Source organism: Modicisalibacter xianhensis (assembly GCF_900113605.1).
GTDB classification, from domain to species: Bacteria; Pseudomonadota; Gammaproteobacteria; order Pseudomonadales; family Halomonadaceae; genus Modicisalibacter; species Modicisalibacter xianhensis.
Window position 1 is genome coordinate 25,934 of the sequence record NZ_FOPY01000003.1, and the last position, 21,913, is coordinate 47,846.

General features: G+C 57.8%; 20 protein-coding genes. 16 read left to right on the forward strand and 4 right to left on the reverse strand.

The window, feature by feature from the left end; translation table 11 throughout:
* Positions 1-77: 77 nt before the first annotated feature.
* Positions 78-1,244, forward strand: coding sequence for an ADP-forming succinate--CoA ligase subunit beta (gene sucC, locus BM194_RS03630; RefSeq protein ID WP_092843768.1), 1,167 nt, complete (start codon positions 78-80; stop codon positions 1,242-1,244).
* The gene (sucD, locus tag BM194_RS03635; RefSeq protein WP_092843770.1) at positions 1,244-2,116 is read left to right on the forward strand and encodes a succinate--CoA ligase subunit alpha; all 873 of its coding nucleotides are present in this window, start codon (positions 1,244-1,246) and stop codon (positions 2,114-2,116) included. The genes sucC and sucD overlap by 1 nt, the downstream gene beginning before the upstream one ends.
* A 105-nt stretch (positions 2,117-2,221) precedes the next feature.
* On the opposite strand, the gene BM194_RS03640 is transcribed toward sucD, so the two are convergent.
* From BM194_RS03640 to BM194_RS03655, 4 genes are all read right to left on the reverse strand, one after another.
* Complete coding sequence (locus BM194_RS03640; protein ID WP_092843772.1) at positions 2,222-4,330, reverse strand: YjbH domain-containing protein; 2,109 nt, start codon at positions 4,328-4,330, stop codon at positions 2,222-2,224.
* 13 nt (positions 4,331-4,343) lie between these two features.
* A complete protein-coding gene (locus BM194_RS03645; protein WP_092843774.1) occupies positions 4,344-5,168 on the reverse strand; it encodes a capsule biosynthesis GfcC family protein in 825 nt (274 codons plus the stop codon).
* Positions 5,165-5,803, reverse strand: coding sequence for a YjbF family lipoprotein (locus BM194_RS03650; RefSeq protein WP_177223333.1), 639 nt, complete (start codon positions 5,801-5,803; stop codon positions 5,165-5,167). Before BM194_RS03650 ends, BM194_RS03645 begins: the two co-directional genes overlap by 4 nt.
* 137 nt (positions 5,804-5,940) lie before the next feature.
* Positions 5,941-6,288, reverse strand: a complete 348-nt coding sequence (locus tag BM194_RS03655; protein WP_177223334.1) for a hypothetical protein — start codon at positions 6,286-6,288, stop codon at positions 5,941-5,943.
* A 608-nt stretch (positions 6,289-6,896) separates the two neighbouring features.
* On the opposite strand from BM194_RS03655, the gene BM194_RS03660 reads away from it, so the two are divergent.
* From BM194_RS03660 to cysQ, 14 genes are all read left to right on the forward strand, one after another.
* Positions 6,897-8,051 (forward strand): polysaccharide export protein, encoded by a 1,155-nt coding sequence (locus BM194_RS03660; protein ID WP_244890866.1) that lies wholly within the window; start codon positions 6,897-6,899, stop codon positions 8,049-8,051.
* Entirely contained in the window at positions 8,051-8,494 is a 444-nt protein-coding gene (locus BM194_RS03665; protein WP_092843778.1) for a low molecular weight protein-tyrosine-phosphatase, read from the forward strand. The genes BM194_RS03660 and BM194_RS03665 overlap by 1 nt, the downstream gene beginning before the upstream one ends.
* Positions 8,495-8,616: 122 nt before the next feature.
* Positions 8,617-10,806: a polysaccharide biosynthesis tyrosine autokinase gene (locus BM194_RS03670; RefSeq protein WP_092844308.1), complete on the forward strand. Its 2,190-nt coding sequence runs from the start codon at positions 8,617-8,619 to the stop codon at positions 10,804-10,806.
* Between the two features lie 13 nt (positions 10,807-10,819).
* Positions 10,820-12,304 carry an MBL fold metallo-hydrolase RNA specificity domain-containing protein gene (locus tag BM194_RS03675; protein WP_092843780.1) on the forward strand — a complete coding sequence of 495 codons (1,485 nt, stop codon included), beginning with the start codon at positions 10,820-10,822 and terminating at the stop codon, positions 12,302-12,304.
* Positions 12,305-12,520: 216 nt separating this feature from the next.
* Entirely contained in the window at positions 12,521-14,269 is a 1,749-nt protein-coding gene (locus tag BM194_RS03680; RefSeq protein WP_244890867.1) for an SLC13 family permease, read from the forward strand.
* 47 nt (positions 14,270-14,316) lie between these two features.
* Positions 14,317-15,063 (forward strand): putative capsular polysaccharide synthesis family protein, encoded by a 747-nt coding sequence (locus tag BM194_RS03685; protein ID WP_092843784.1) that lies wholly within the window; start codon positions 14,317-14,319, stop codon positions 15,061-15,063.
* A gap of 1 nt (position 15,064) precedes the next feature.
* On the forward strand, positions 15,065-15,715 hold the full coding sequence (locus BM194_RS03690; RefSeq protein ID WP_092843786.1) for a glycosyltransferase: 651 nt from the start codon (positions 15,065-15,067) through the stop codon (positions 15,713-15,715).
* Entirely contained in the window at positions 15,703-16,872 is a 1,170-nt protein-coding gene (locus tag BM194_RS03695) for a hypothetical protein (RefSeq protein WP_092843788.1), read from the forward strand. The genes BM194_RS03690 and BM194_RS03695 overlap by 13 nt, the downstream gene beginning before the upstream one ends.
* A gap of 1 nt (position 16,873) precedes the next feature.
* Complete coding sequence (locus BM194_RS03700) at positions 16,874-17,572, forward strand: WecB/TagA/CpsF family glycosyltransferase (RefSeq protein ID WP_092843790.1); 699 nt, start codon at positions 16,874-16,876, stop codon at positions 17,570-17,572.
* The gene (gene cysC, locus BM194_RS03705; RefSeq protein ID WP_092843792.1) at positions 17,562-18,155 is read left to right on the forward strand and encodes an adenylyl-sulfate kinase; all 594 of its coding nucleotides are present in this window, start codon (positions 17,562-17,564) and stop codon (positions 18,153-18,155) included. The genes BM194_RS03700 and cysC overlap by 11 nt, the downstream gene beginning before the upstream one ends.
* A gap of 32 nt (positions 18,156-18,187) precedes the next feature.
* Complete coding sequence (locus tag BM194_RS03710; RefSeq protein WP_218155354.1) at positions 18,188-19,630, forward strand: undecaprenyl-phosphate glucose phosphotransferase; 1,443 nt, start codon at positions 18,188-18,190, stop codon at positions 19,628-19,630.
* Positions 19,620-20,021: a VanZ family protein gene (locus BM194_RS03715; RefSeq protein WP_092843796.1), complete on the forward strand. Its 402-nt coding sequence runs from the start codon at positions 19,620-19,622 to the stop codon at positions 20,019-20,021. Before BM194_RS03710 ends, BM194_RS03715 begins: the two co-directional genes overlap by 11 nt.
* 12 nt (positions 20,022-20,033) lie before the next feature.
* Complete coding sequence (gene galE, locus BM194_RS03720) at positions 20,034-21,068, forward strand: UDP-glucose 4-epimerase GalE (RefSeq protein WP_092844310.1); 1,035 nt, start codon at positions 20,034-20,036, stop codon at positions 21,066-21,068.
* Positions 21,065-21,910, forward strand: coding sequence for a 3'(2'),5'-bisphosphate nucleotidase CysQ (gene cysQ / locus BM194_RS03725; protein ID WP_092843798.1), 846 nt, complete (start codon positions 21,065-21,067; stop codon positions 21,908-21,910). The genes galE and cysQ overlap by 4 nt, the downstream gene beginning before the upstream one ends.
* The last annotated feature ends 3 nt before the right edge of the window (positions 21,911-21,913 follow it).

Sequence of the window (21,913 nt, forward strand, 5' to 3'; positions counted from 1 at the left end):
GACGGGGGTGATGCGGGCCGGCGACAGGGCCGCCCGGCATCACCATTCGAGTCACATGCAACCAATGGCATGACACGATGAACCTTCACGAATATCAGGGCAAACAGCTGTTTGCCGACTATGGTCTGCCGGTGTCCAAGGGTTTCGCCGTGGACACTCCCGAAGAAGCTGCCCAAGCGTGCGAGAAGATCGGCGGCAACATGTGGGTCGTCAAGGCCCAGGTGCACGCCGGTGGCCGCGGCAAGGCCGGTGGCGTCAAGCTGGTCAAGAGCGCTGAAGAAGCCAAGGCCTTCGCCGAGCAGTGGCTGGGCAAGAACCTGGTGACCTTCCAGACCGACGAGAAGGGCCAGCCGGTCGCCAAGATCCTGGTCGAGACCTGCACCGACATCGCCGAAGAGCTGTACCTGGGCGCCGTCGTTGACCGTGGCACGCGCCGCGTGGTCTTCATGGCTTCCACCGAGGGTGGTGTCGAGATCGAGAAGGTCGCGGAAGAAACTCCCGAGAAGATCCTCAAGGCCGAGATCGATCCGCTGGTTGGTGCACAGCCGTACCAGGCGCGTGAGCTGGCGTTCCAGCTGGGCCTGAAAGGCGACCAGATCAAGCAGTTCACCAAGATCTTCCTGGGCCTGTCCAAGATGTTCCACGACAAGGACCTGGCACTGCTCGAGATCAACCCGCTGGTCATCACCGAGCAGGGCAACCTGCACTGCCTGGATGCCAAGATCGGCCTCGACGGTAACGCCCTGTACCGTCACCCCGACCTGCAGGCCATGCGCGATCCTTCCCAGGAAGACGAGCGCGAAGCGCATGCCCAGCAGTGGGAGCTCAACTACGTTGCGCTCGACGGCAACATCGGCTGCATGGTCAACGGCGCAGGCCTGGCCATGGGCACCATGGACATCATCAAGCTCAACGGCGGCCAGCCGGCGAACTTCCTTGACGTCGGCGGCGGCGCCACCAAGGAGCGCGTGGCGGAAGCCTTCAAGATCATCCTCTCCGACACCTCCGTGAAGGCCGTGCTGGTCAACATCTTCGGCGGTATCGTGCGCTGCGACATGATTGCCGAAGGCATCATCGGCGCGGTCGAGCAGGTCGGCGTCAACGTGCCGGTCGTGGTTCGTCTGGAAGGTAACAACGCCGAGCTGGGCGCCGAGAAGCTGGCATCCAGCGGTCTGAACATCATCGCGGCTACCAGCCTGACTGACGCTGCACAGCAGGTGGTCAAAGCGGCGGAGGGCAAGTAATGAGTATCCTGATCGACAAAAACACCAAGGTCATCTGCCAGGGCTTCACTGGCGGGCAGGGGACCTTCCACTCCGAACAGGCGATCGCCTACGGTACCCAGATGGTCGGCGGCGTCACGCCGGGCAAGGGTGGCCAGGAGCACCTGGGCCTGCCGGTGTTCAACACCGTCAAGGAAGCCGTCGAGAAGACCGGTGCCGAAGCCTCGGTCATCTACGTACCGGCCCCGTTCTGCAAGGACTCGATCCTTGAAGCCGCCAATGCCGGCATCAAGCTGATCGTGTGCATCACCGAAGGCATCCCGACCCTCGACATGCTCGACGTCAAGGTCAAGTGCGACGAGCTGGGCGTACGCCTGATCGGCCCGAACTGCCCCGGCGTCATCACCCCGGGTGAGTCCAAGATCGGCATCATGCCGGGTCACATCCACAAGCCGGGCAAGGTCGGTATCGTCTCTCGCTCCGGCACGCTGACCTACGAAGCGGTCAAGCAGACCACCGATCACGGCTTCGGCCAGTCCACTTGCGTGGGCATCGGCGGCGACCCGATCCCGGGCTCCAACTTCATCGACATCCTCGAGATGTTCGAGAAGGACCCGCAGACCGAAGCCATCGTCATGATCGGTGAGATCGGCGGCACGGCGGAAGAAGAGGCGGCGGCCTACATCAAGGCCAACGTCACCAAGCCGGTCGTTTCCTACATCGCCGGTGTGACTGCACCTCCCGGCAAGCGCATGGGCCACGCCGGCGCCATCATCGCCGGTGGCAAGGGCACCGCGGACGAGAAGTTTGCTGCGCTCGAAGCGGCAGGCGTCAAGACCGTGCGCTCCCTGGCCGAGATCGGCGACGCGCTGAAGCAGGCGACCGGCTGGTAAGCAGCGACTGACGCGCACAGCGCCAGAGGCCAAAACCACTGGCGCAAAAAATCAAGGGCACCCTCGGGTGCCCTTTTTCGTTTCCGGCCTTGTGAACCCGGCGTGTTACTCCAACGCGTCGCCGATCTCGTCCCAGTAGCGGCCCATGTCGCGTTCGTGAGTCAAGCCATACAGGCTGTACTGGCGAGCCAGGCGCGCGCCACCGTCACGGGTGAGTGGCTTCCAGGCCACGCTGGTGTAGGCGCGTGACGAGGTGGTGAAGAACGCATCGAGCGGCAGGGTAATGTAGATTCCCTTGTCGAAGCTGCCTTCGCCGTAGTCGTCACCGGCATCGGTCAGGGTCGCCCAGGCGCCGATCCGGGCGCCATTCTCGAACTCGCGCGACACATCGAAGGTCGCGCCGATGTCGCCCGCCAGGTAACGCCCGACGCTGACCTGGGCCAGGATGTCCTCCCAGCCGGGCTCGACGTACGCCGTGGCATGACCAGTCCAGGTATCGTAGTCGCGTAGCCCGAAGCGCTGGTCGAAATCACGTTGGCGAACCCAGTTAAGATCCAGCCCATAGGCAACGTGACTGTTGAATGGCCGGTACAATACCTCACCGCCGACTCCGGCATACATGGACTCCAGCAGGCCGCCGTAGGCCATCGCATACCAGTCCTCGTCGAGTTGCGCCGTGCGCGTGTACTGCAGGTTGTACAGCCCCAGGTCGGTCTCGGCGAGATACTCGCCGATGTAGGTCCTGACCCGCGGCAGGTCGGACGAGGCGATGTAATCGAACGATTCGAAGTTATCCGCCACCGTCCAGCCGAGCATGCCCGAGAACCAGCCATTGGCATCGGTATGGTATTCGGCGCTGGCCCGCAGGTAGATCTCGTAGAGGTAACCGTCCGGCCCGCCCAGGTTCTGGTTGATGCCCGGGCCGATCCGCCAGCCGAAGCGCTGCGGATCGCCCTCGTATAGCGTGTCGCCCTGGTGGCTTTCCGTGGCGGCCAGCGAGTACAGGCTGTACTTGTAGTCGACCTCGGTCGACGCATCTTGCGCCGCGGCGACGTAAGCGTGGCGGGGCTGCACGTCCTCGCGCACGGGCAGGCCACGGCTATACCAGCGGTAGCGATAGGTGTCGATATCGTGCGGCGTGGCGTTGTGCAGGATACGGTTGGCGCGGGCTTCGGTCTCGGCCAGCGAGCGGTACTTGGTGGGCCGGGCATCGACGATCAGCGTATCGCCATCCCGGCGAATACGCTTGACCTGGGTACCGGCATTGCTGCCGAGCTGCGCTACCACCGGGCGCCAATCCTTGGGCATGTCGGTAGCCGGTGCTTGCAGGGGGACGGGCTGCGGATCGCGCTTGATCTGGGACAGGCCCGCCAGGTTGGCGGACAGTGTCATTCCGGCCATCAGCGTATTGCCGCGCTCCCAGCCAAGGTTGAGCTTGAGATTGTCATTCAGCCGGTAGCGTGCGCCGAGGTTGAATGACGAATCCTGCTCGAAGCGATTGTTCAGCGGCTCGCTCTGGTAATCGTTGCCGTCATATTCCAACTGGAGTGTCAGCGGGTCCCAGGGCGTCTGATACTCCACGCCACCGAAGAACCCAATTGGGCCAGAAAACAGCGACGATAACGAGAAATCGCCGGTATCGTCGATGCTCTGTGCACCGGGGCCGCGGGTATCGAAGCGATCGTCCACCCAGCCCAACGGATTGTCGATATCGCCACCCGCCCCCAGGTAACCCGTGCCCACCCCCAGACTGAAATCCAGGTCGTACCAGCGCTTGCTGGCCACCAGGTATTCGCCACTGAACAGGCCGGTGCCGCCAAAATCGCGAAACCCCAGGGCGACCTGGGGCAGGTAACGGCTCTCGTCCCACACCCCCAGCTTGAAATCAATGCCCTTGTCGAGGTAATCACGGTCCCCGGCGATGCTCGGCCCGTAAAAGCGGTTGTCGATCTCGGTATAGCGAAACCCGACCTCGAACCAGTCCAGGGGCTGCACGCTGATGTTGTAGCGGGTATACGGCTCGACACGGCCGTAAGTGAAAGAAAATTCGCCAAGCGGCGCCATGCGCGCCGTGGGCGTCTGCATCAGGCCGACACCGCCGAAGTCGCTCTGCGCCTGGCCCAACTCGGCCCGCGCCAGCGACGGATAAAGCCCGACCAACACGGCCACGGTCAAGGGAGCCAGCGAGGAGGGCGAGGCTGTCACGTGTGTCATGAACACCCTGTGATTATTCTGAAGAGTCGGTCGTAGCCGCATCGCGTTGCCATAATGTCGTGCAATCATCGCCCGGCAGTTGCACCGCCAGGGCCTCGGGCATGGCGGTATTCAGCCAATGGGTCAGCGTGGCCTGGCCGGGGGCAAGGTCGTCGGGCAGGTCGAGCCACACGCGGCTTCCCGGCGCGACCGGCAGCGTGGCGTAATTCCAGGGCGCCACCCCGAAGCGGTGCACGTCACCCATGGGCGACACCAGGGCGGCGGTTTGGGTCAGTTCGCGGGTGCGTTCGGTGAGGGCATCGATCAACTCACCGCTCTGCATGCCGCTGTGCCAATCCAGCCGCGTCACGCCGTCCAGTGACCAGGCTTCCACCCAGGTGGGACGCTGGCATGCGCCGATACGCTCGAGTTCGGCGAGGTCAGGCACATGACGTGGATTGGCTGCCAGCCAGGCGACATCGATGCGCCCCGGCGAGCGCTGCACGGCGGACGCGTCAAGGGCGTGCTGCCATTCGGCGATGTGCTCCGCCAGGGACGCATGAGGTGTCAGGCGAAGCGCCAGGGCCAAGCCATCCAGTTCGGCCTCGAGACGACGCTGCCGAAACGCGCTGTCACGAATACCGCTATCGAAGTCGCGACGCTCGACGAAGGCATAGGCCCAATCGGTCGGCATGGGTTGCCGGTCGGCCTGGCGTGCCAGCCAATAGTCGAACAGGTTTTCACTTGAGGCCGCTGACTGGGCGAGCGCCGAATGCGCCGTTGCCAGGCCAAGCAATAGGCACGTGCCGAGCCCCAGCCGGGGCAGGCAGGCCAGGCGAGGAAAGTAACGGGATGTCATGATGCGCCTCCCGTCGCTTGCCGGGGCGCAGGTTGCCACCAGGGCTTGGCGACCCGCCAGGCCAGGGCGTGCTGCTCGGGCCACGGCACCATGCGGCCTGCCCAGGGCTGCCGGTCCACCGGATCGCGCCAGATGATGTCGGTTGTGGTCTCGCCCGTGTGCCATTCATGCACCAGGGTGCAGCGCTCGAGCCGGCGCGTCTGGAGAGGCAGCGCGACCGGCGCCGCCGAAGCGCAGTGCATCCGACCCTCCGCACTGTCATGCACCGTGATGCCCTGATCGTTGATCCAGCTTCTTTCCAGCCGGTAGTGCGCCGGGGCGTCATCCAGCCACGGCGAATAGGGTGCTGTAGACGTTGAAGGTGACGTGCCCTCCTCAACGCGAGGGTAATAGCGGGTGCCGACCAGATCGTTTTTCAGTCCACCGGTACTCGTCAGCCCCCCATGCGTCAACGCTAATGTCACGCTATCGCTGGATTGCCAGTACGTGGTGTCTCCGGTCTGGGTGCCCATGATCAGCAGGCCGCGATTGCCGTTGATATCCACGCTCAACGAGGCGTAGGGCAGGGCCGTGGCCTGCCTGGCCAGTGCCGTGCCGCCAATGTCGGGCAACACCGTGCGCAGCGACTGCGCCATGGGTGAGGCACCTTGCGAAGAGCAGCCGCCAAGCGTGGCCAGGGAGGGGAGCGCTGCCAGACATAACAGGACCGCCCGAAGGCGGCCCCGTCGCTGTGGCGCAGTCCCGAGCTTGCGTCGTGTCGAGCCCGGCATGGTCAGTTGGTCGTGCCTGTCGTACCGGTGGTGCCTGTCGTGCCGGTGGTTCCCGTCGTACCGCTGCCGCCACTGTCGCTGTCGCTGCCCCCGGAGGCCGAGACAGCAGCACCCACGGCCACGGCGCCGACCACGGCCGTTCCCGCGATGGCGGCAGTGGATAGCCCAGCCGCTGCGCCCAGGCCGGCGCCACCTGCCGCCGCGCCACCCGCTGCCGCACCACCAGCGGCACCCGTTCCCGCACCGCCGGTCGCCGCTGCGCCTCCGGTCGTCTCGGCCTGGCCAAACGCCACCGGGGAGATCGCTAACAGGCTTACGCTCAGCGCAGCCACGGCCTTCTTCAAATCCATGACAAGTCCTCCATTTCGCGAAGAAAGAGCGGCGCGGCAGAAGGCTGCGCCAGCGGTTGTGTCAACCTGATTTTATCCCATAGCAGCAGCCATGCAATGCTTCAACCGATTTGCTGTTACAAAAAGCGCTAGGAATTGTATTTCGTAAGGAAGATAATTAACATGCATCAGTAAGGGAACCTAACCATAGTTAGGCCTGCATTTCTGTCAATTATTCGTAAAAAGAATGCAGGATAAATGAGCAAGGGAAGGCTCGGTGGTCACCATTTAGCATGCCGTCAGCGCTTCCTTTTTCTAGAAAATGCTTAATAAACAAGTATTTATAGGCTAAGGAGAAAAGCCGGATGCAACTCCAGGGCGGTAGCGTGCCTACGAGTCTCCTGCCATTCGTCTCTCCTCCAGGCAAGAAATTGCCCAATATCCCCCTGAATTCAGTGACTAAAAGCACCATCACTGGTTTTTTACGCAGTGAATCATGCGTGAATTCATATGCACTAAACTGTCGAATTGTTACAAATGCGGCTCTCTCTTGGTGCACGGCAATAACGCATGGCATTGGCTGAATTCCCTTTCGTTTGCCGAATACAAAACAGGAATGTAAGAAAAACATGATGTTACGCTTCGCTCGGCAGGCCGCGAGCCTTGCCAGGCCGCTTGCTGGCCTTGCCCTGGTAATGGGACTGTCTGCCTGTGCCTTTGCACCGGGTGGGCACATCGACTACGACGCGGAAACCGCACCGCTCGATGACGCCGTGGAGATCCAGCCGATCACCCTGGGGCTGGTCAGGGCCATGAACACGGTGCAGCGGCCGGAAGCGGTCAGCATGAAAACCCTCACTACCGAGCCGGGTGAAGCCCCCAGCGACTATGACTACCGCATTGGTCGTGGCGATATCCTCAATGTCATCGTTTATGACCACCCCGAACTCACCATTCCGGCGGGCAGCGAGCGCAGCGCCGAGGAATCCGGCAACGTGGTGCACGCCGACGGCACGATCTTCTACCCCTACGTGGGGCAGGTGCAGGTGGCGGGTCGCACGGTGCGCGACGTGCGCGACGAGATCCAGCGCCGGCTGGACAAGTACATCGCCCAGCCCCAGGTCGACGTGAAAGTCGCTGCTTATAATTCTCAGAAGGCCTACGTCACCGGTCAGGTCGGCCAGCCCGGGCTGTTTCCGGTTACCAACGTGCCGATGCGCGTGCTCGATGCGATCAGTGCCGCCGGTGGGCTTACCGATACCGCCAACTGGCACGACGTGGTGCTGACGCGTGATGGCCAGGACATGCACCTGTCTGTCTTCGACATGCTGGCCAATGGTGAGATGGAACAGAACCTGCTACTGCAGGATGGCGACGTGCTGCACGTGCCCGATATCGGCAACCAGCAGATCTACGTCATGGGTGAAGTCAACGAGCCCAGGGCACTGGCCATGGCCAACAGCCGCCTGTCACTGACGGCGGCCATCACCCAGGCCGGCGGCATCGACGAGAGCCAGGCCAATGCCTCGGGCATCTTCGTGATTCGCCCGAACGCGCCCACCGACGACAAGTTCGCCACCGTCTACCAGCTCAATGCCGAAAACGCAGTGGCCTTTGCGCTCGGTGCCCAGTTCCTGTTGCAGCCCACGGATGTCATTTATGTCACCGCGGCCCCCGTTTCACGCTGGAACCGTGTACTCTCACAGTTGCTGCCGTCGCTCAGCACGCTATATCAAGTGACGGAGCTGGGTGAAAACGTGAACAACTTCTCAGACAGCGACTAATGAACTTTTCCCGCGTTCTTATCGTATGTACGGGCAACATTTGCCGCAGCCCGGTCGCCGAGGCCCTGCTCAAGGCCCGGTTGCCGCACATGACCATCGAGTCCGCCGGGCTCGGTGCCCTGGTCGACCATGGCATCGAACCCACTGCGCGTAGCCTGGCCGAAGGCGATGGCCTGACGGTCGCCGAGCACAAGGCGCGCCAGGTCACCGAAGACATGATCCTGCGTGCCGACCTGGTACTGGTCATGAGTGAAGGCCAGCGCCAGGCCGTCGCCAAGCTGGTGCCTTCCGCCACTGGCAAGACCATGCTGTTTGGCCGGTGGCTGGGGCAGGGCGGCAAGGGGGAAGAGATTCCCGATCCCTACCGCAAGAGCCCCGAGGCGTTCCAGCATGTGCACCGCCAACTGGTGCGCGCCGCCGATAGCTGGGCCAGCAAGCTGTAATACCACCCCACACGACCTAGAAAATCGTTCGCAAGTGTCGCCTGAAAATCATTCCACGATGATTTTCAGGTGGCATTGGCGATTTCGTTCGTCTTTTCACTCAGATGCTTCCGGTCTCTTCCATGCCACAGAATCCGCCCGTTACCCGCGAGCCACAGAGCAACGACGATATCGATCTCGGTCGCCTGTTCGGCGTCCTGATCGATCACAAGTGGCTGATTGCCTTCATCACTGCGCTGTTCGCCCTGGCCGGGGTGATGTATGCGCTGCTGGCCACCCCGATCTACCGCGCCGATGCCCTGGTGCAGATCGAGGATGCCGCGCCCTCGATGAACCCGCTGTCCGAAGTGACCACCATGCTGGGGCAGGAGCCGCCCTCGCAGTCGGAAATCGGCATCATCCGCTCGCGCATGGTGCTGGGCCGCGCCGTGGATATCCTCAACCTCGACTTGCTGGTCGAGCCCAACCGCGTGCCGGTAGTGGGTGAGTTCCTCGAGCGGATCGGTATTGCGCGCCCCGCGTTCGCCGCCAACTGGGGGTTCACCTGGGCGGGTGATGCCATCACCGTAGACGCCATGCCGGTGGCGGAGGAGTACCTGGACGAAACGTTCACGCTGACGGTGCTTGGCGATACGCGCTATGCGATCAGCCATGATGGCGAACCCATCGGCGAAGGCCGGGTTGGTCAGCGCGCGGAATTTCTGGATGGCGGCCTGGCACTGACAGTGGCCTCCATCGACGCGTTGCCGGGGGCCGAATTCGACCTGACGCACATTCGCCGCCTGACCGCCATTGGCGATTTGAAAGACCGCTTGAGCATCAGTGAACAGGGCCAGGAAACGGGCCTGCTCGACCTGGGGTTGACCGGCCCCGTGCCGGCCCTGGCCGAAACCACCCTGGCCTCGATTACCGACATCTATGTGGCGCAGAACATCCAGCGCCAGTCCCAGGAGGCCCGCAACAGCCTGGAGTTCCTGCGCAAGCAGGTGCCGCAGGTGCGGGCCGACCTCAACCAGGCCGAAGCCAAGCTCAACGCCTACCGCACCGACCGCGAAAGCGTCGACCTGAGCCTGGAAACCCAGTCCGTGCTCGAGCGCCTGGTCAATCTTGAGGCCCAGCTCAACGAACTGTCGTTCACCGAATCGGAAATCTCGCGGCGTTTCGAGCCGACGCACCCTACCTATGCGGCGTTGCTCGAGAAGAAGGGCCAACTCCAGAAGGAAAAGGCCAATCTGGAGCGCAAGATCAATTCCCTGCCCGAGACCCAGCAGGAAATCCTGCGCCTGCAGCGTGATGTCGCCGTGACCCAGGAGATCTATGTGCAACTGCGCAACAAGGTGCAGGAGATGCAGATCGCCGAGGCCAGCACGGTCGGCAACGTGCGCGTACTGGATACCGCCGAGGTGTTCCCCGAGCCGGTCAAGCCCAACAAGAAATTGATCGTCGTGGTGGCGACGCTGCTGGGAGCGATGATCGGCGTGGGGCTGGTGCTGCTGCGTGCTGCCTTCAATCGTGGCGTGGAAACCACCGACCAGTTGGAAGCCCTCGGGTTGCCGGTGTACGCCACCGTGCCGCTGTCCGAAGAGCAGGAAAAGCTCAATCGCCGCGTGCGACGCGGCTCCAACAAGGGCAAGGCGATACCCGTTGGCCTGCTGGCCGAGCGCAACCCTGCCGATACCTCGGTGGAGGCACTGCGTGGGCTGCGCACCAGCCTGCACTTCGCCATGCTGGAAGGCGCCGACAACCGCCTGATGATCACCGGCCCCAGCCCCAACATCGGCAAGAGCTTCATTTCCGCCAACCTGGCGGCGGTGTGTGCCCAGGCGGGGCAGCGCGTGCTGGTGGTGGATGGCGACATGCGCAAGGGCCATATCCACCGCGTCTTCGGCGCGCGCTCCGAGGGTGGCCTGAGCGACATCCTCTCCGGTCGCAAGCCGCTCGACGAGGTGATTCGCCCCGTCAACGACAGCTTGCACTACGTGGCGCGCGGCATGGCGCCGCCCAACCCGTCGGAGCTGCTGACCAGCCAGCGTTTCAGTGAGTTCCTCCACGCCGTGGGCGAGCGCTACGACCTGGTGATCATCGATTCGCCCCCGGTACTGGCCGTGACCGATGCCGCCATCATCGGCAAGCAGGTCGGCACCACGCTGATGGTCGCGCGCTTCCAGCTCAACCCGGCCAAGGAAATCGAACTGGCCATGCGTCGCCTGGAAACGGCCAACGTGCAGGTCAAGGGCGCGATCCTCAATGCCCTGGAGCGCAAGGCCGCCACGGCCTACGGCTACGGCTACTACAACTACTCGTACAAATGAGCGGTGGGTTCCTATGAACGCAGCCTTGGGTAACTCACCCGCCCCCAGTCGTAGCATCGACAGCGCAGGGGTCAGTATCAGCCATCATGGCGGAGACGAGGGTGTCACCGGCAGTTGCCACCGCCTGCAATTCGCCCCGGACCGTGCCCTGCTGGTCGACTGCGGGCTGTTCCAGGGGCAGGACGCCGACCGCCTCGACAGCCTGACCCAACATCAGGTGACGTTCCCCGTCGATGACGTGCTGGCGCTGATCGTCACGCACGTGCATATCGATCATATCGGTCGCTTGCCCTACCTGCTGGCGGCCGGCTACCAGGGGCCGATCCTGTGCAGCGTGCCCTCGGCACGTTTGCTGCCCCTGGTCATTGAGGATGCGCTCAAGATCGGCTTTACCCACGACAGGGCGCTGATCGAGCGATTCCTGGCGGAAGTGGAGCAGCGCCTGGTGGCGCTCGAGTATGCCACTTGGCACACCGTAATCGACGATGCGCGCCACCGGGTACGCCTCCGGCTCCAGCGCGCCGGACACATCCTCGGCTCGGCGTACGTGGAAATCGACACGCTCGACCGCGCCAGCGGGGCGCGTCAGCGCACGGTATTCTCCGGTGACCTGGGCGCGCCGCATGCGCCCCTGCTGCCGGCACCCAAGTCACCCTATCGTGCCGATGTGCTGGTGCTGGAAAGCACCTACGGTGACCGCCGGCATGAAGACCGCACCACGCGCCGCGCCCGCCTGAAAGCCGCCATCGACCGGGCGCTCGATAACCAGGGCAGCGTGATCATTCCCGCCTTCAGCATCGGTCGCACCCAAGAGCTGCTCTACGAACTCGAAAGCCTGATCCACCAGGCCGTCGACGAGAGTTGGCGAGACCTGGAAATCATCGTCGACTCGCCACTCGCCGCCCGATTCACCCAGGTCTACCGCGAACTCAAGCCGTGGTGGGATGCCGAAGCCCACCAGCGGCTGCGCAGCGGGCGCCACCCGCTGAGTTTCGACAACCTGTATACCGTCGATAGCCACGCGGAACACGAGCGCACCGTGGACTACCTGGCCCGCACCGGCCGCCCCGCGGTGGTCATCGCCGCCAGTGGCATGGCCACCGGCGGGCGAGTCGTCAACTACCTCAAGCGCATGCTGAGTGATGAACGCCATGCCGTACTGTTTACCGGCTATCAGGCCGCCGGCACGCCGGGGCGCGATATACAGCACTACGGCCCGCGCGGCGGCTGGGTGGAACTCGACGGCGAGCGCATCACCATTCGCGCCAGGGTCGACACCATCGGCGGTTACTCCGCCCACGCCGATCAGCACGACTTGCTCAATTTCGTCAAGCGCATGCGAAAGCCCCCGCGTGAGATCCGGCTGGTGCATGGCGACAGCCACGCAAAGCAATCCCTCAAGGCCAAGATAGACGCATGGGCAGCCGAGGCCGGCCATGCGCTCCACGTCACGATCGCTGGCGTGGCAAATCAAGACCAAGCGGCAAAGCAAGAATAATAAGCACCGATCCGCTCGATGGAACGACGTGCGTCTGTGACTCGCGATAGATGATCTTGCTGTTGGCACGCCACCACAGCCCCGTTCACAAATCACATAACTGGATCAAGGCAGCCGAGTGACCGGCTGCCCATTGCTCACGCGACGCGTGGCGCAATGCGCATTTCCCAAAGGTGCAAGTTGGACACTTCCCTCGATTGGACGGCCTACGTGTCGATGGCCGTCGTCTTATCCGTGCTGACCGGTCTTATCCTGACGCGTATCGCGCCGGATGCGATTCTGATGGCGGCGCTGACCGCCCTGGTCATTACCGGCATTCTGACACCCGCCGAAGCCCTGCAGGGGTTTGCCAACCCCGGCGTGATGACCATCGCGACCCTATATGTGGTGGCAGCCGGCCTGAAGGAAACCGGCGCCGTACAATGGATTGCCCATCGTCTGCTGGGCCAGCCACGCAGCCTGCAGCGTGCCCAACTGCGCCTGCTGATTCCCGCCAGCGTGCTCAGCGCGTTCATGAACAACACCACCGTCGTGGCCATGTTCATTCCTGCCGTGCAGGAGTGGGCGCATCGGCTGCGCTTCCCACCTTCCAAGCTGTTACTTCCCTTGAGTTACGCCGCCATACTCGGCGGCACCTGTACCCTGATCGGCACCAGTACCAATCTGGTCATCAACGGCCTGCTGCAAAGCCAGATGGGCATCTCGCTCGGCATGTTCGACATCGCCTGGGTGGGCGTGCCGGTGCTGCTGGCCGGGGGCACGTTCCTGCTGCTGTTCGCCAACCGCCTGTTGCCGCAGCGTGAAAGCGTGATCGAGCAGGTCGAGCATGCCCGCGAATACAGTGTCGAGGTGGTGGTCGAGCCCAACGGCCCCTTGATCGGCAAGACCATTCAGGAAGCCGGCCTGCGCCACATGCAGCATGGTTACCTGGCCGAGATTCAGCGTGGCGAGCGGTTATTGACGGCTGTGTCGCCACAGACAGAACTGATGGCCGGCGATATCCTCGGCTTTATCGGCGCGCCGGAGTGTGCCCGCGAGCTGCGAGGCGTACATGGTGTGCGCCCGGCCAATGGCGATGTGCGCAAACTCAACATTGCCCACCACCGCCGTTGCCTGGTCGAGGCCGTGATCGGCCCCGACTTCGCCGGGCTAGGGCAGACCATCCGTGAATCGCGCTTCCGTACCCGCTTTCAGGCGGTGATTCTCTCGATTTCTCGCGAGGGGAGACGCCTGCCCGGCAAGCTTGGCGATATCCAATTACGCGTAGGCGATACGCTGCTGCTAGAAACCGACCACGACTTTGTCGAGCAATACCGTTACCGCAAGGACTTCCTGCTGGTCAGCGCGCTTAACGACTCGACCCCACCCAACTTCAAGAAAGCCCCGTTGGCACTCGTCATCCTCGCCGCCATGGTTGGCCTGAGTGCGTTCAGCATCTTGAGCATACTCGAAGCCGCCTTTCTCGCCGCAGGCACCATGCTGGCCACGCGCTGCATCACGGTCAGCAAGGCCCGCCGTTATATCGACTTGCAAGTGCTTGTCGTCATTGCTGCATCGTTTGCCTTGGGGGCAGCCATGACCAAGAGCGGCGCAGCCCAGGCAATCGCCGAGCTGATGACAAGCAATGTCACGTCGCCATGGCTTGCGCTCGCCATGGTTTATTTCGTGACGGTGCTCTTCACAGAGTTAATTACCAATAATGCGGCAGCGGTATTGATGTTTCCAATTGCGGTGGAAGTTGCTGAACAGTTGAACGTAAACATAATGCCGTTTGCCATTGCCATCATGATTGCCGCCTCAGCAAGTTTTATAACGCCGCTTGGCTACCAGACTAATTTAATGGTTTATGGGCCTGGTGGTTATCGAATGAAAGACTATGTTGCTAACGGTCTCCCTGTCAGCTTGTTAGTAGGAGGGGCTGCACTGTGTTTTATACCCACTGTATGGAGTTTTGGTGGGTATTAACAGTGCTTTCAGTGATTTACGCTGCGCAGTAAGTAGACGGAGGTAGAATGTCGCTTTTAAAAAAAGCAATAGCAGATGTGAAAAAGTTCAGAAATGCGGAAGTGTATATTTACCAAATGGGTAAAGTGGGATCCTCTTCCTTAGAAGCCAGTATACCAAACTCTGTACACATGCATACTTTATATGGGAACAGTCCATGTTGTGTAGGTGAGAAGCAACGAAATGCTGGAATAAAAAGACAGTTTGTTACTAAAACGAAATTTTTGCTGAGGCGTTTTTTTATTAAATGGAAAAAAGACGTAAAAATTATAACTGTGGTGAGAGAGCCTAAGGCAAGAAATGTATCAATGTTTTTCCAAGAGCTTTCATATTGGGTGGTGGATTATATAAACAAGTATAATCCTGATATGCGCTATGTGGACGATGATTTTTTATTAGAGGTTTTTGAAAAAACTTTTGATCATGATTATTACGATAAATGGTTTGATAGGGAGATAAAAAGGCTTACTGGAATTGATGTTTATAAAAAAGGTTTTGATCACAAGAAAGGTTTTAATATTTACAAGAATGGAAGGTATGAGCTTATGGTCATAAGGATGGAGGATATCGAGAAAAACAAAAATGAAATAGAGGGGTTTATAAACATTGAATTTGAATTAGAAAATGTTAATGATGGAAGCAGGAAATGGTATGCCAATATTTACAAAGAGTTCAAGGAAAAATTAAAAATTAGAAATATAAAGGGGTTGGATTATGTTTCAAAGTCAAGGACGGCAAAGTTTTTTGGATATTAATATGGTACCTAAGAAGCTACATTATTGTTGGTTTGGTAAAGGTGAACTCCCTGAATTGTATAAAGAGTGCATAAGTACTTGGGGAGCTAATATGCCAGAGTACGAGATATTCTTGTGGACTGAAGATAACATCTCTATTGATACTCCATTCCTGTCGTATGCTATAAAAAATAAAAAATGGGCGTTTGTTTCTGACTACATAAGGCTTCGCGCTATTGAACAGCATGGTGGTGTTTATCTAGATACTGACATTGAAGTAATTAAGTCTTTTGATTCTCTCTTGAAATATAGTTGTTTTTTGGGATATGAAGATGTTGGTAGGCTTAATACTGCAGTTTTGGGAGCGGTTGCCGGTCATCCTTTTATAAAGGATTGTAGAGAGCTTATGGAAGAGAGGTTTGCTAATAATAAGCCATATTTGATTGCGCCAGAAGTTGCTAGTGTTTGTGCGGAAAAATACTTAAGTGATAACGATTTTTTTACTTGTCCTGAAGAGTATTTTTATCCTTACAACCCTTACGCCAAGCATGATAGAAAATTTTTAATGAATAAGTACGTTACGGAAAATACTTATGCAATACATCATTGGGGGAAGGGGTGGAAATTAGGTTTTTTTGATAGACTAAAGAAGAAGTTTGAATGCCTCGCATAACTTTTAGTAAAAGCTTTCTGTTGTCCAAAAACAATAGAGTTCTTTTCTTAGGTGTTTTTTTAGGGCCGCTGTTTTTCTTTTTTGCAAATGAGGGAGATTTTACGGAAGGGAAGAAAATATACGATGCATTTATAGTTTTTTCAATTGTTTGCATGCTCCCTTTTTTTGTTATGGAGAAGATGAAGGCTGATAGTCAGCTAAAATATTTGTTTTATAGTGCTGTTTTTTTGTTCATATTTTTAGTCTGGAAGTTTCTTTTCTACCATATGGAGGTTGGTTATTTTGATAATTTTCAGGCATTTTCTTTTTTTATGGAGTTTAAGCCATTTGTTTACTGTTTTTTTGTATTTCTATGGTTGCGAAACAAAGAGCCTCCGACCCTTGTTGATTGGGTTAAGTACACAAAAATTTTCTCTTGGTTAGTGATAGCAAACTTTGCTTTTTTGATTTTGATTCATGGCTTTCCTATTAGGCCTAAATTGGCTGATGAGGCAAATTACGACAATTTTATTGTTTTGTTGGGGTTGATAGCTTATCTGAAAATAAAAGAAGGAAAGATGAATGAGGATTATTTTCTTTACTTCCTTGCAACCATGGCGTCTCAATCAAAAACGGGGCTTTTGTGTTTTTTGGTTATTACTTTTATTTTTGTATTGGATAAAAAAAACTTTCCAAAAATACTAGTTCTTATTGCATTGTTTTCCGTTTCCATTTTGGTTGTTTATTCAAGGCTGGAAGTCTCAAATGTAAATACTATTGATTCAGTGGATAGGTTTAAGATGCTTTTCAGTTTTTTTTATCAATATGAGTATTTGTCTTTTTTTGAAAAAATGCTGGGTATATTTCCTGGAGTTCCAATAGCTTACGAAGACCCTTATATTGGATGGTTTATTAGTCATCAAACAGAAGGAACATGGAATGGCGTAGGATTGCATCCTTTTAATTATCATGGAATGTGGCTTAGGCTGATATTGACATGGGGAGTCGGGCTTACTTTTATATTTTGGATTATTTTTTTCTTTTCTTATGTAAAAGATAGAAGTTCTTTAGCTTTCTTTGCATTAGTAACCCTTCAAGGCTTTCCTATGGGTGTTATTTATCTATCAACAGTATCAATATTTTTATTGATATTTTCTTTTTCATTAAAAAGGACGTAATGTGAATATCTTGAGAAATGAAAATGATGTGGATTTTTCAAGCGGGTTTTATAGCTTTGTAAATCCTTATTCATTCAGGCTGATTGTGAATAATTCAAAGCATAATCCCGAATTAATAAATGATATAAAATATGGTTTTGATGGCATATCCTTGGTTAAATTGCATAATTTATTTTCAAGAAAAAATAATGAGGTGTCTCGCATTAGTTTCGATGACACTTCCTTGGCTTCACCTTTTTTTGAGCATTGCAAATTGAATCGTCTTAAAATTGCTTTGGTGGGCTCAAAAAAAGAAGTTTCACTGTCTGCAAAAAAAATAGTTAGTGATAAATATGGCGTTCATGTAGGGTTTGTTAGTCACGGTTTTCTGAATGATTATGAACTAGAAGATGTTGTTAGCGAGGTTTTGAAGCATGATGCTGTAGTTGTATCAATGGGCACACCCTTACAAGAGAATTTCTTGATCAGCCTGAAGGCTAGAGGTTGGAAAGGTGTAGGGTTTACATGTGGTGGTTTTTTGGATCAACTTGTAAGTTCTGATGGGAAATCCTATTACCCTAATTGGGTAAATAAGTTTAACATACGTTGGGCATATAGGATGTTAAAAGAGCCCAAGAGATTATGGAAGCGTTATGTATTAATCTACCCGCGAGGGGTTTTTCATTATTTCAAGTACATGAGGGTGGTAAATGGGAAGTGATGTCGTATGGCACGCCCATAAAGTGTGTCGTGAAGACCGTGAACTGCAGAACGAGCATCGCGCTTGTTTGTTGTGGTTCACTGGTCTCAGTGGTTCGGGCAAATCGACGGTCGCCGGTCTGGTCGAAGAAAAACTTCATGCCATGGGCAAGCGTACCTATCTGCTGGATGGCGATAACGTACGCAAGGGCATGAATCGCGACTTGGGTTTTACCGATGAGGATCGTATCGAGAACATTCGGCGTATCGGTGAAATGTCACGTCTGTTCGTTGATGCCGGTATCATTACGCTATCGGCATTTATTTCTCCCTTCCGCTCTGAACGACAAAGTGTGCGTGAGTTGCTAGGGGGAAATGATTTCATCGAAGTTTTTGTGGATACGCCCTTGACGACTTGTGAGAGGCGTGACCCCAAAGGGTTGTACCAACGAGCGAGGGATGGGCTGATCAAGAACTTTACGGGGATCGACTCACCTTACGAAGCGCCGCAATCGCCAGAAGTTCATATCATCAATGATGGTATTGATCCAGACGCAGCCGCCGAACAAGTGATTTCATATTTAGTTGCCAATAAGTACATCTAGAAGTCGCTCAAGGGAATAAAGGGGAAAATAACATGGAAACGATAGCTGCAGGAGGAATGAGCGAGCACCAAGTCGCTCGTGGTTTACTGCAACGTCACTCCTCGCATCTCGGGGTGGCGCAACGTATTCTGGATGCAACGCTGATCATTGGCGGGATCGTTGCCCTGGGGCTTTATCACCCCGATGCCATCGGCTTGGAGTGGCTGCTGGTCTATGGCTTTGCAGCTTGGTTCTTCTATCAGATCGGCGCGAGTACCGGCAATTTTTATGGTTCCTGGCGTGTGCACTCGCTTGGTCGTGAATTGCTCGTAGTCGGTCTACTGTGGCTGGTCGTCTTTGGCGTCGTGCTTACCTTGGCGCTGTTGGTCTTTCGCGACACGGCGCATACGTATGATCTGCTGTTGCCGTGGGGCATCGCCGTGGGCGGCGGCATGCTGCTCTACCGTAGCCTGCTGCGCGTGGTACTGCATCGGCTGCGTGAACTGGGCTTCAATACCCGCAATGTCGCGATTGTCGGTTGTGGCGAGGTGGCGGATAAGCTGTCTGCCTCTTTCAATGCCGCACCCTGGATGGGCTTCAATGTGGTCGGGCAGTTCGCACTGCATGCCCGTGAGGCGAACGAAAACCGCCCGGAAGGGCTGGAGCCAATGAGCGATGTCGAGCAGGTCATCGAGATTGCCCACAATCATAAGCTGGACCGTATCTACATTACCTGGGGGCTCCATCGTCAGGCCGAGATCCGTGAGTTGATCGATGCCCTGTCCGATACTACCGTCTCGTTGTATATCGTGCCCGACCTGCTCGTGGCGGATCTGATCTACTCGCGTATCGAGCCGATCAACAGCACATTGACGGTCAGCATCTACGATACGCCGGCCCATGGCCCGTCCGGCTCATTGAAGCGTGTCGAGGATATCGTGGTGGGCTCGCTGATCATGGCCCTGATCGCCTTGCCGATGCTGATAATCGCGTTAGGCGTCAAGCTGTCCTCGCCGGGGCCCGTTCTCTTTCGCCAGAATCGTTATGGACTGGATGGCCGGCCCATCAAGGTCTACAAGTTCCGCTCCATGCGTGTCATGGAAAACGGCGACAAGGTCGTTCAGGCGACGCGCAATGATAGCCGTATCACGCCGTTTGGTGCCTTCCTGCGCCGGACATCGCTGGATGAATTGCCCCAGTTCATCAATGTGCTGCAGGGGCGCATGTCGATTGTCGGGCCGCGCCCGCACGCCGTGGCGCACAACGAGGAGTATCGCGGCCAGATACGCGGCTACATGCTGCGTCACAAGGTGAAGCCGGGCATTACCGGCTGGGCGCAGATCAACGGCTGGCGTGGCGAAACCGATACCTTGGAGAAGATGCAGAAGCGGATCGAATTCGACCATGCCTATATTCGTCACTGGAGTTTGGGCTTCGACCTGAAGATAATCTTCCTGACACTCTTCAAGGGCTTCATGGACGATAATGCCTACTAGGTCTCGCCTGGCGTGGGTTTCCGCCATCTTTTTTCTCTTCTTTTTGCTGTTTGCCGTGGGCGGGCTGATTCCCGGCGCATTGCGTGACACCATCGAAGTGTGGCTGGGATTGCCGTTCTCGGTGCCGCCGGTGGCGCATTTCATGCTGTTCGTGGCCATGGCCTTTTGCCTGCCCTGGGCGTGGCCGCGCCTGCATGTCGCCGGTACGCTGGTGATCATGCTTGTGCTAGGTGCCGTGGTTGAGCTATTGCAAGCATGGATACCCGGCAGAACCCCGTCACTGGAAGACTTCCTGCTGGATACCCTCGGGGCAGGGCTGGGCTGTCTCATCTATCTATGGGTGAATAGAAACGCTGAAACGACGGCAGTCTCGCTTAACAAGGAAAATTGATTGGAGGCACGGATGACAGTTCTGGTTACCGGGGGCGCAGGGTATATCGGCTCGCACACGGTGCTGACGCTGTTGGGGGCAGGGCACGACGTGGTGGTGCTGGACAACCTCTGCAACAGCTCGCGCGAGTCGCTGCGGCGCATCGAGGCCTTGGCGGGCCAGGCCGTCCCGTTCATCGAGGGGGATATCCGCGACCGGGCCTGCCTGGATCGCCTGTTCGCCCTGCATGATATCGATGCGGTCATTCACTTTGCAGGCCTCAAGGCGGTGGGTGAAAGCATGCAGAAGCCGCTCGCCTATTTCGACAACAATGTGTCGGGTAGCCTGTGCCTGTTCCAGGCCATGGCCGCGGCCGGCGTGTATCGTATCGTGTTCAGCTCGTCGGCCACGGTTTACGGCGAGCCTGGCACGCCGGTGTTCCGCGAGGACATGCCCACCGGTACGCCGACCAACACCTACGGCCAGACCAAGTTGATGGTGGAACAGATGCTCCAGGCGCTGGTCGGTGCCGGCGGGGCGTGGTCGGTGGCCCTGCTGCGTTACTTCAACCCGGTCGGGGCCCACGAGAGCGGCCAGATTGGCGAAGACCCGCAGGGCATTCCCAATAACCTAGTACCGTTCATCAGCCAGGTGGCGGTCGGCCGGTTGGAGAGCCTCTCGGTGTTCGGCGATGACTACCCGACCCGCGACGGTACCGGCATTCGCGACTACATCCATGTCATGGATCTGGCCGAAGGCCACCTCAAGGCAATGGAAGCCCTGGCCAATCGTCCCGGCGTGAATGTCTGGAACCTGGGCACCGGTACCGGCTATTCGGTGCTGGAAATGGTCGCTGCCTACGAGAAGGCCTGTGGTCGTCCGATTCCGTACAAGATAGCCCCGCGCCGCGCCGGCGATATCGCCGAGTTCTGGGCCGACCCGACCAAGGCCGCCGAGGAACTAGGCTGGAAAGCCGAGCGTGGCCTGGAGGCGATGATGACCGATACTTGGCGCTGGCAGTCCCGTAACCCGCAAGGGTATCGCAACCCACAAGAGGAGGTGGCGTGACACAACGACCCAAACCGCAACGCCTCGATGCCATTCGTGCCGGCGTCGAGTCGGCCGGCCGCGAGGTAGTGACCATCTACCGTCGCGACTTCGATATCCAGACCAAGGCCGACGACAGTCCGCTGACCGAGGCCGATATGGCCTCGCATCATGCGCTGGTCGACCTGCTCAAGATCCAGACCCCGCAGATACCCGTGCTCTCCGAGGAGTCCGGCGAGATTCCCTACGCGACGCGTGGCAGTTGGGCGCGCTATTGGCTGATCGACCCGCTCGATGGCACCAAGGAGTTCATCAAGAAAAGCGGCGAGTTCACCCTGAACGTGGCCTTGATCGAGAACGGCGTGCCGGTCTTCGGTATCGTGCATGCGCCGGCGCTGGAGAATGGCGGTACGACCTGGTGGGGGCAGGTGGGCGAGGGCGCCTGGAAGCAGATCCGGGGCGAGGAGCCTCAGGCCATCCGTGTGCGTGCCTTGCCCGATCCCGAACACGAGCCTTGGAAGGTGGTCGGCAGCCGCTCGCATGGCGCCGCCGAGTTCGAGTCGTTCTGTGCCGACCTGCCGTACAACGAGCGTGTGTCCATGGGTAGCTCGCTCAAGCTGTGCCTGGTGGCCGAAGGCGAGGCCGACCTGTACCCGCGCTTGGCGCCGACCTGCGAATGGGACACGGCTGCCGCCCAGGCGGTGGTTAACGCTGCCGGTGGCGAAGTGCTCGATGCGCATACCCTGGAGCCGCTGCGCTGCAACCAGCAGGACAGCGTGCTCAATCCCTACTTCATTGTCTGTGGTCAGCGTGACGAGCGCTGGAAGCAGGCCTTGGCGAAAGCCCTGAATACGCAGTTCTGATCG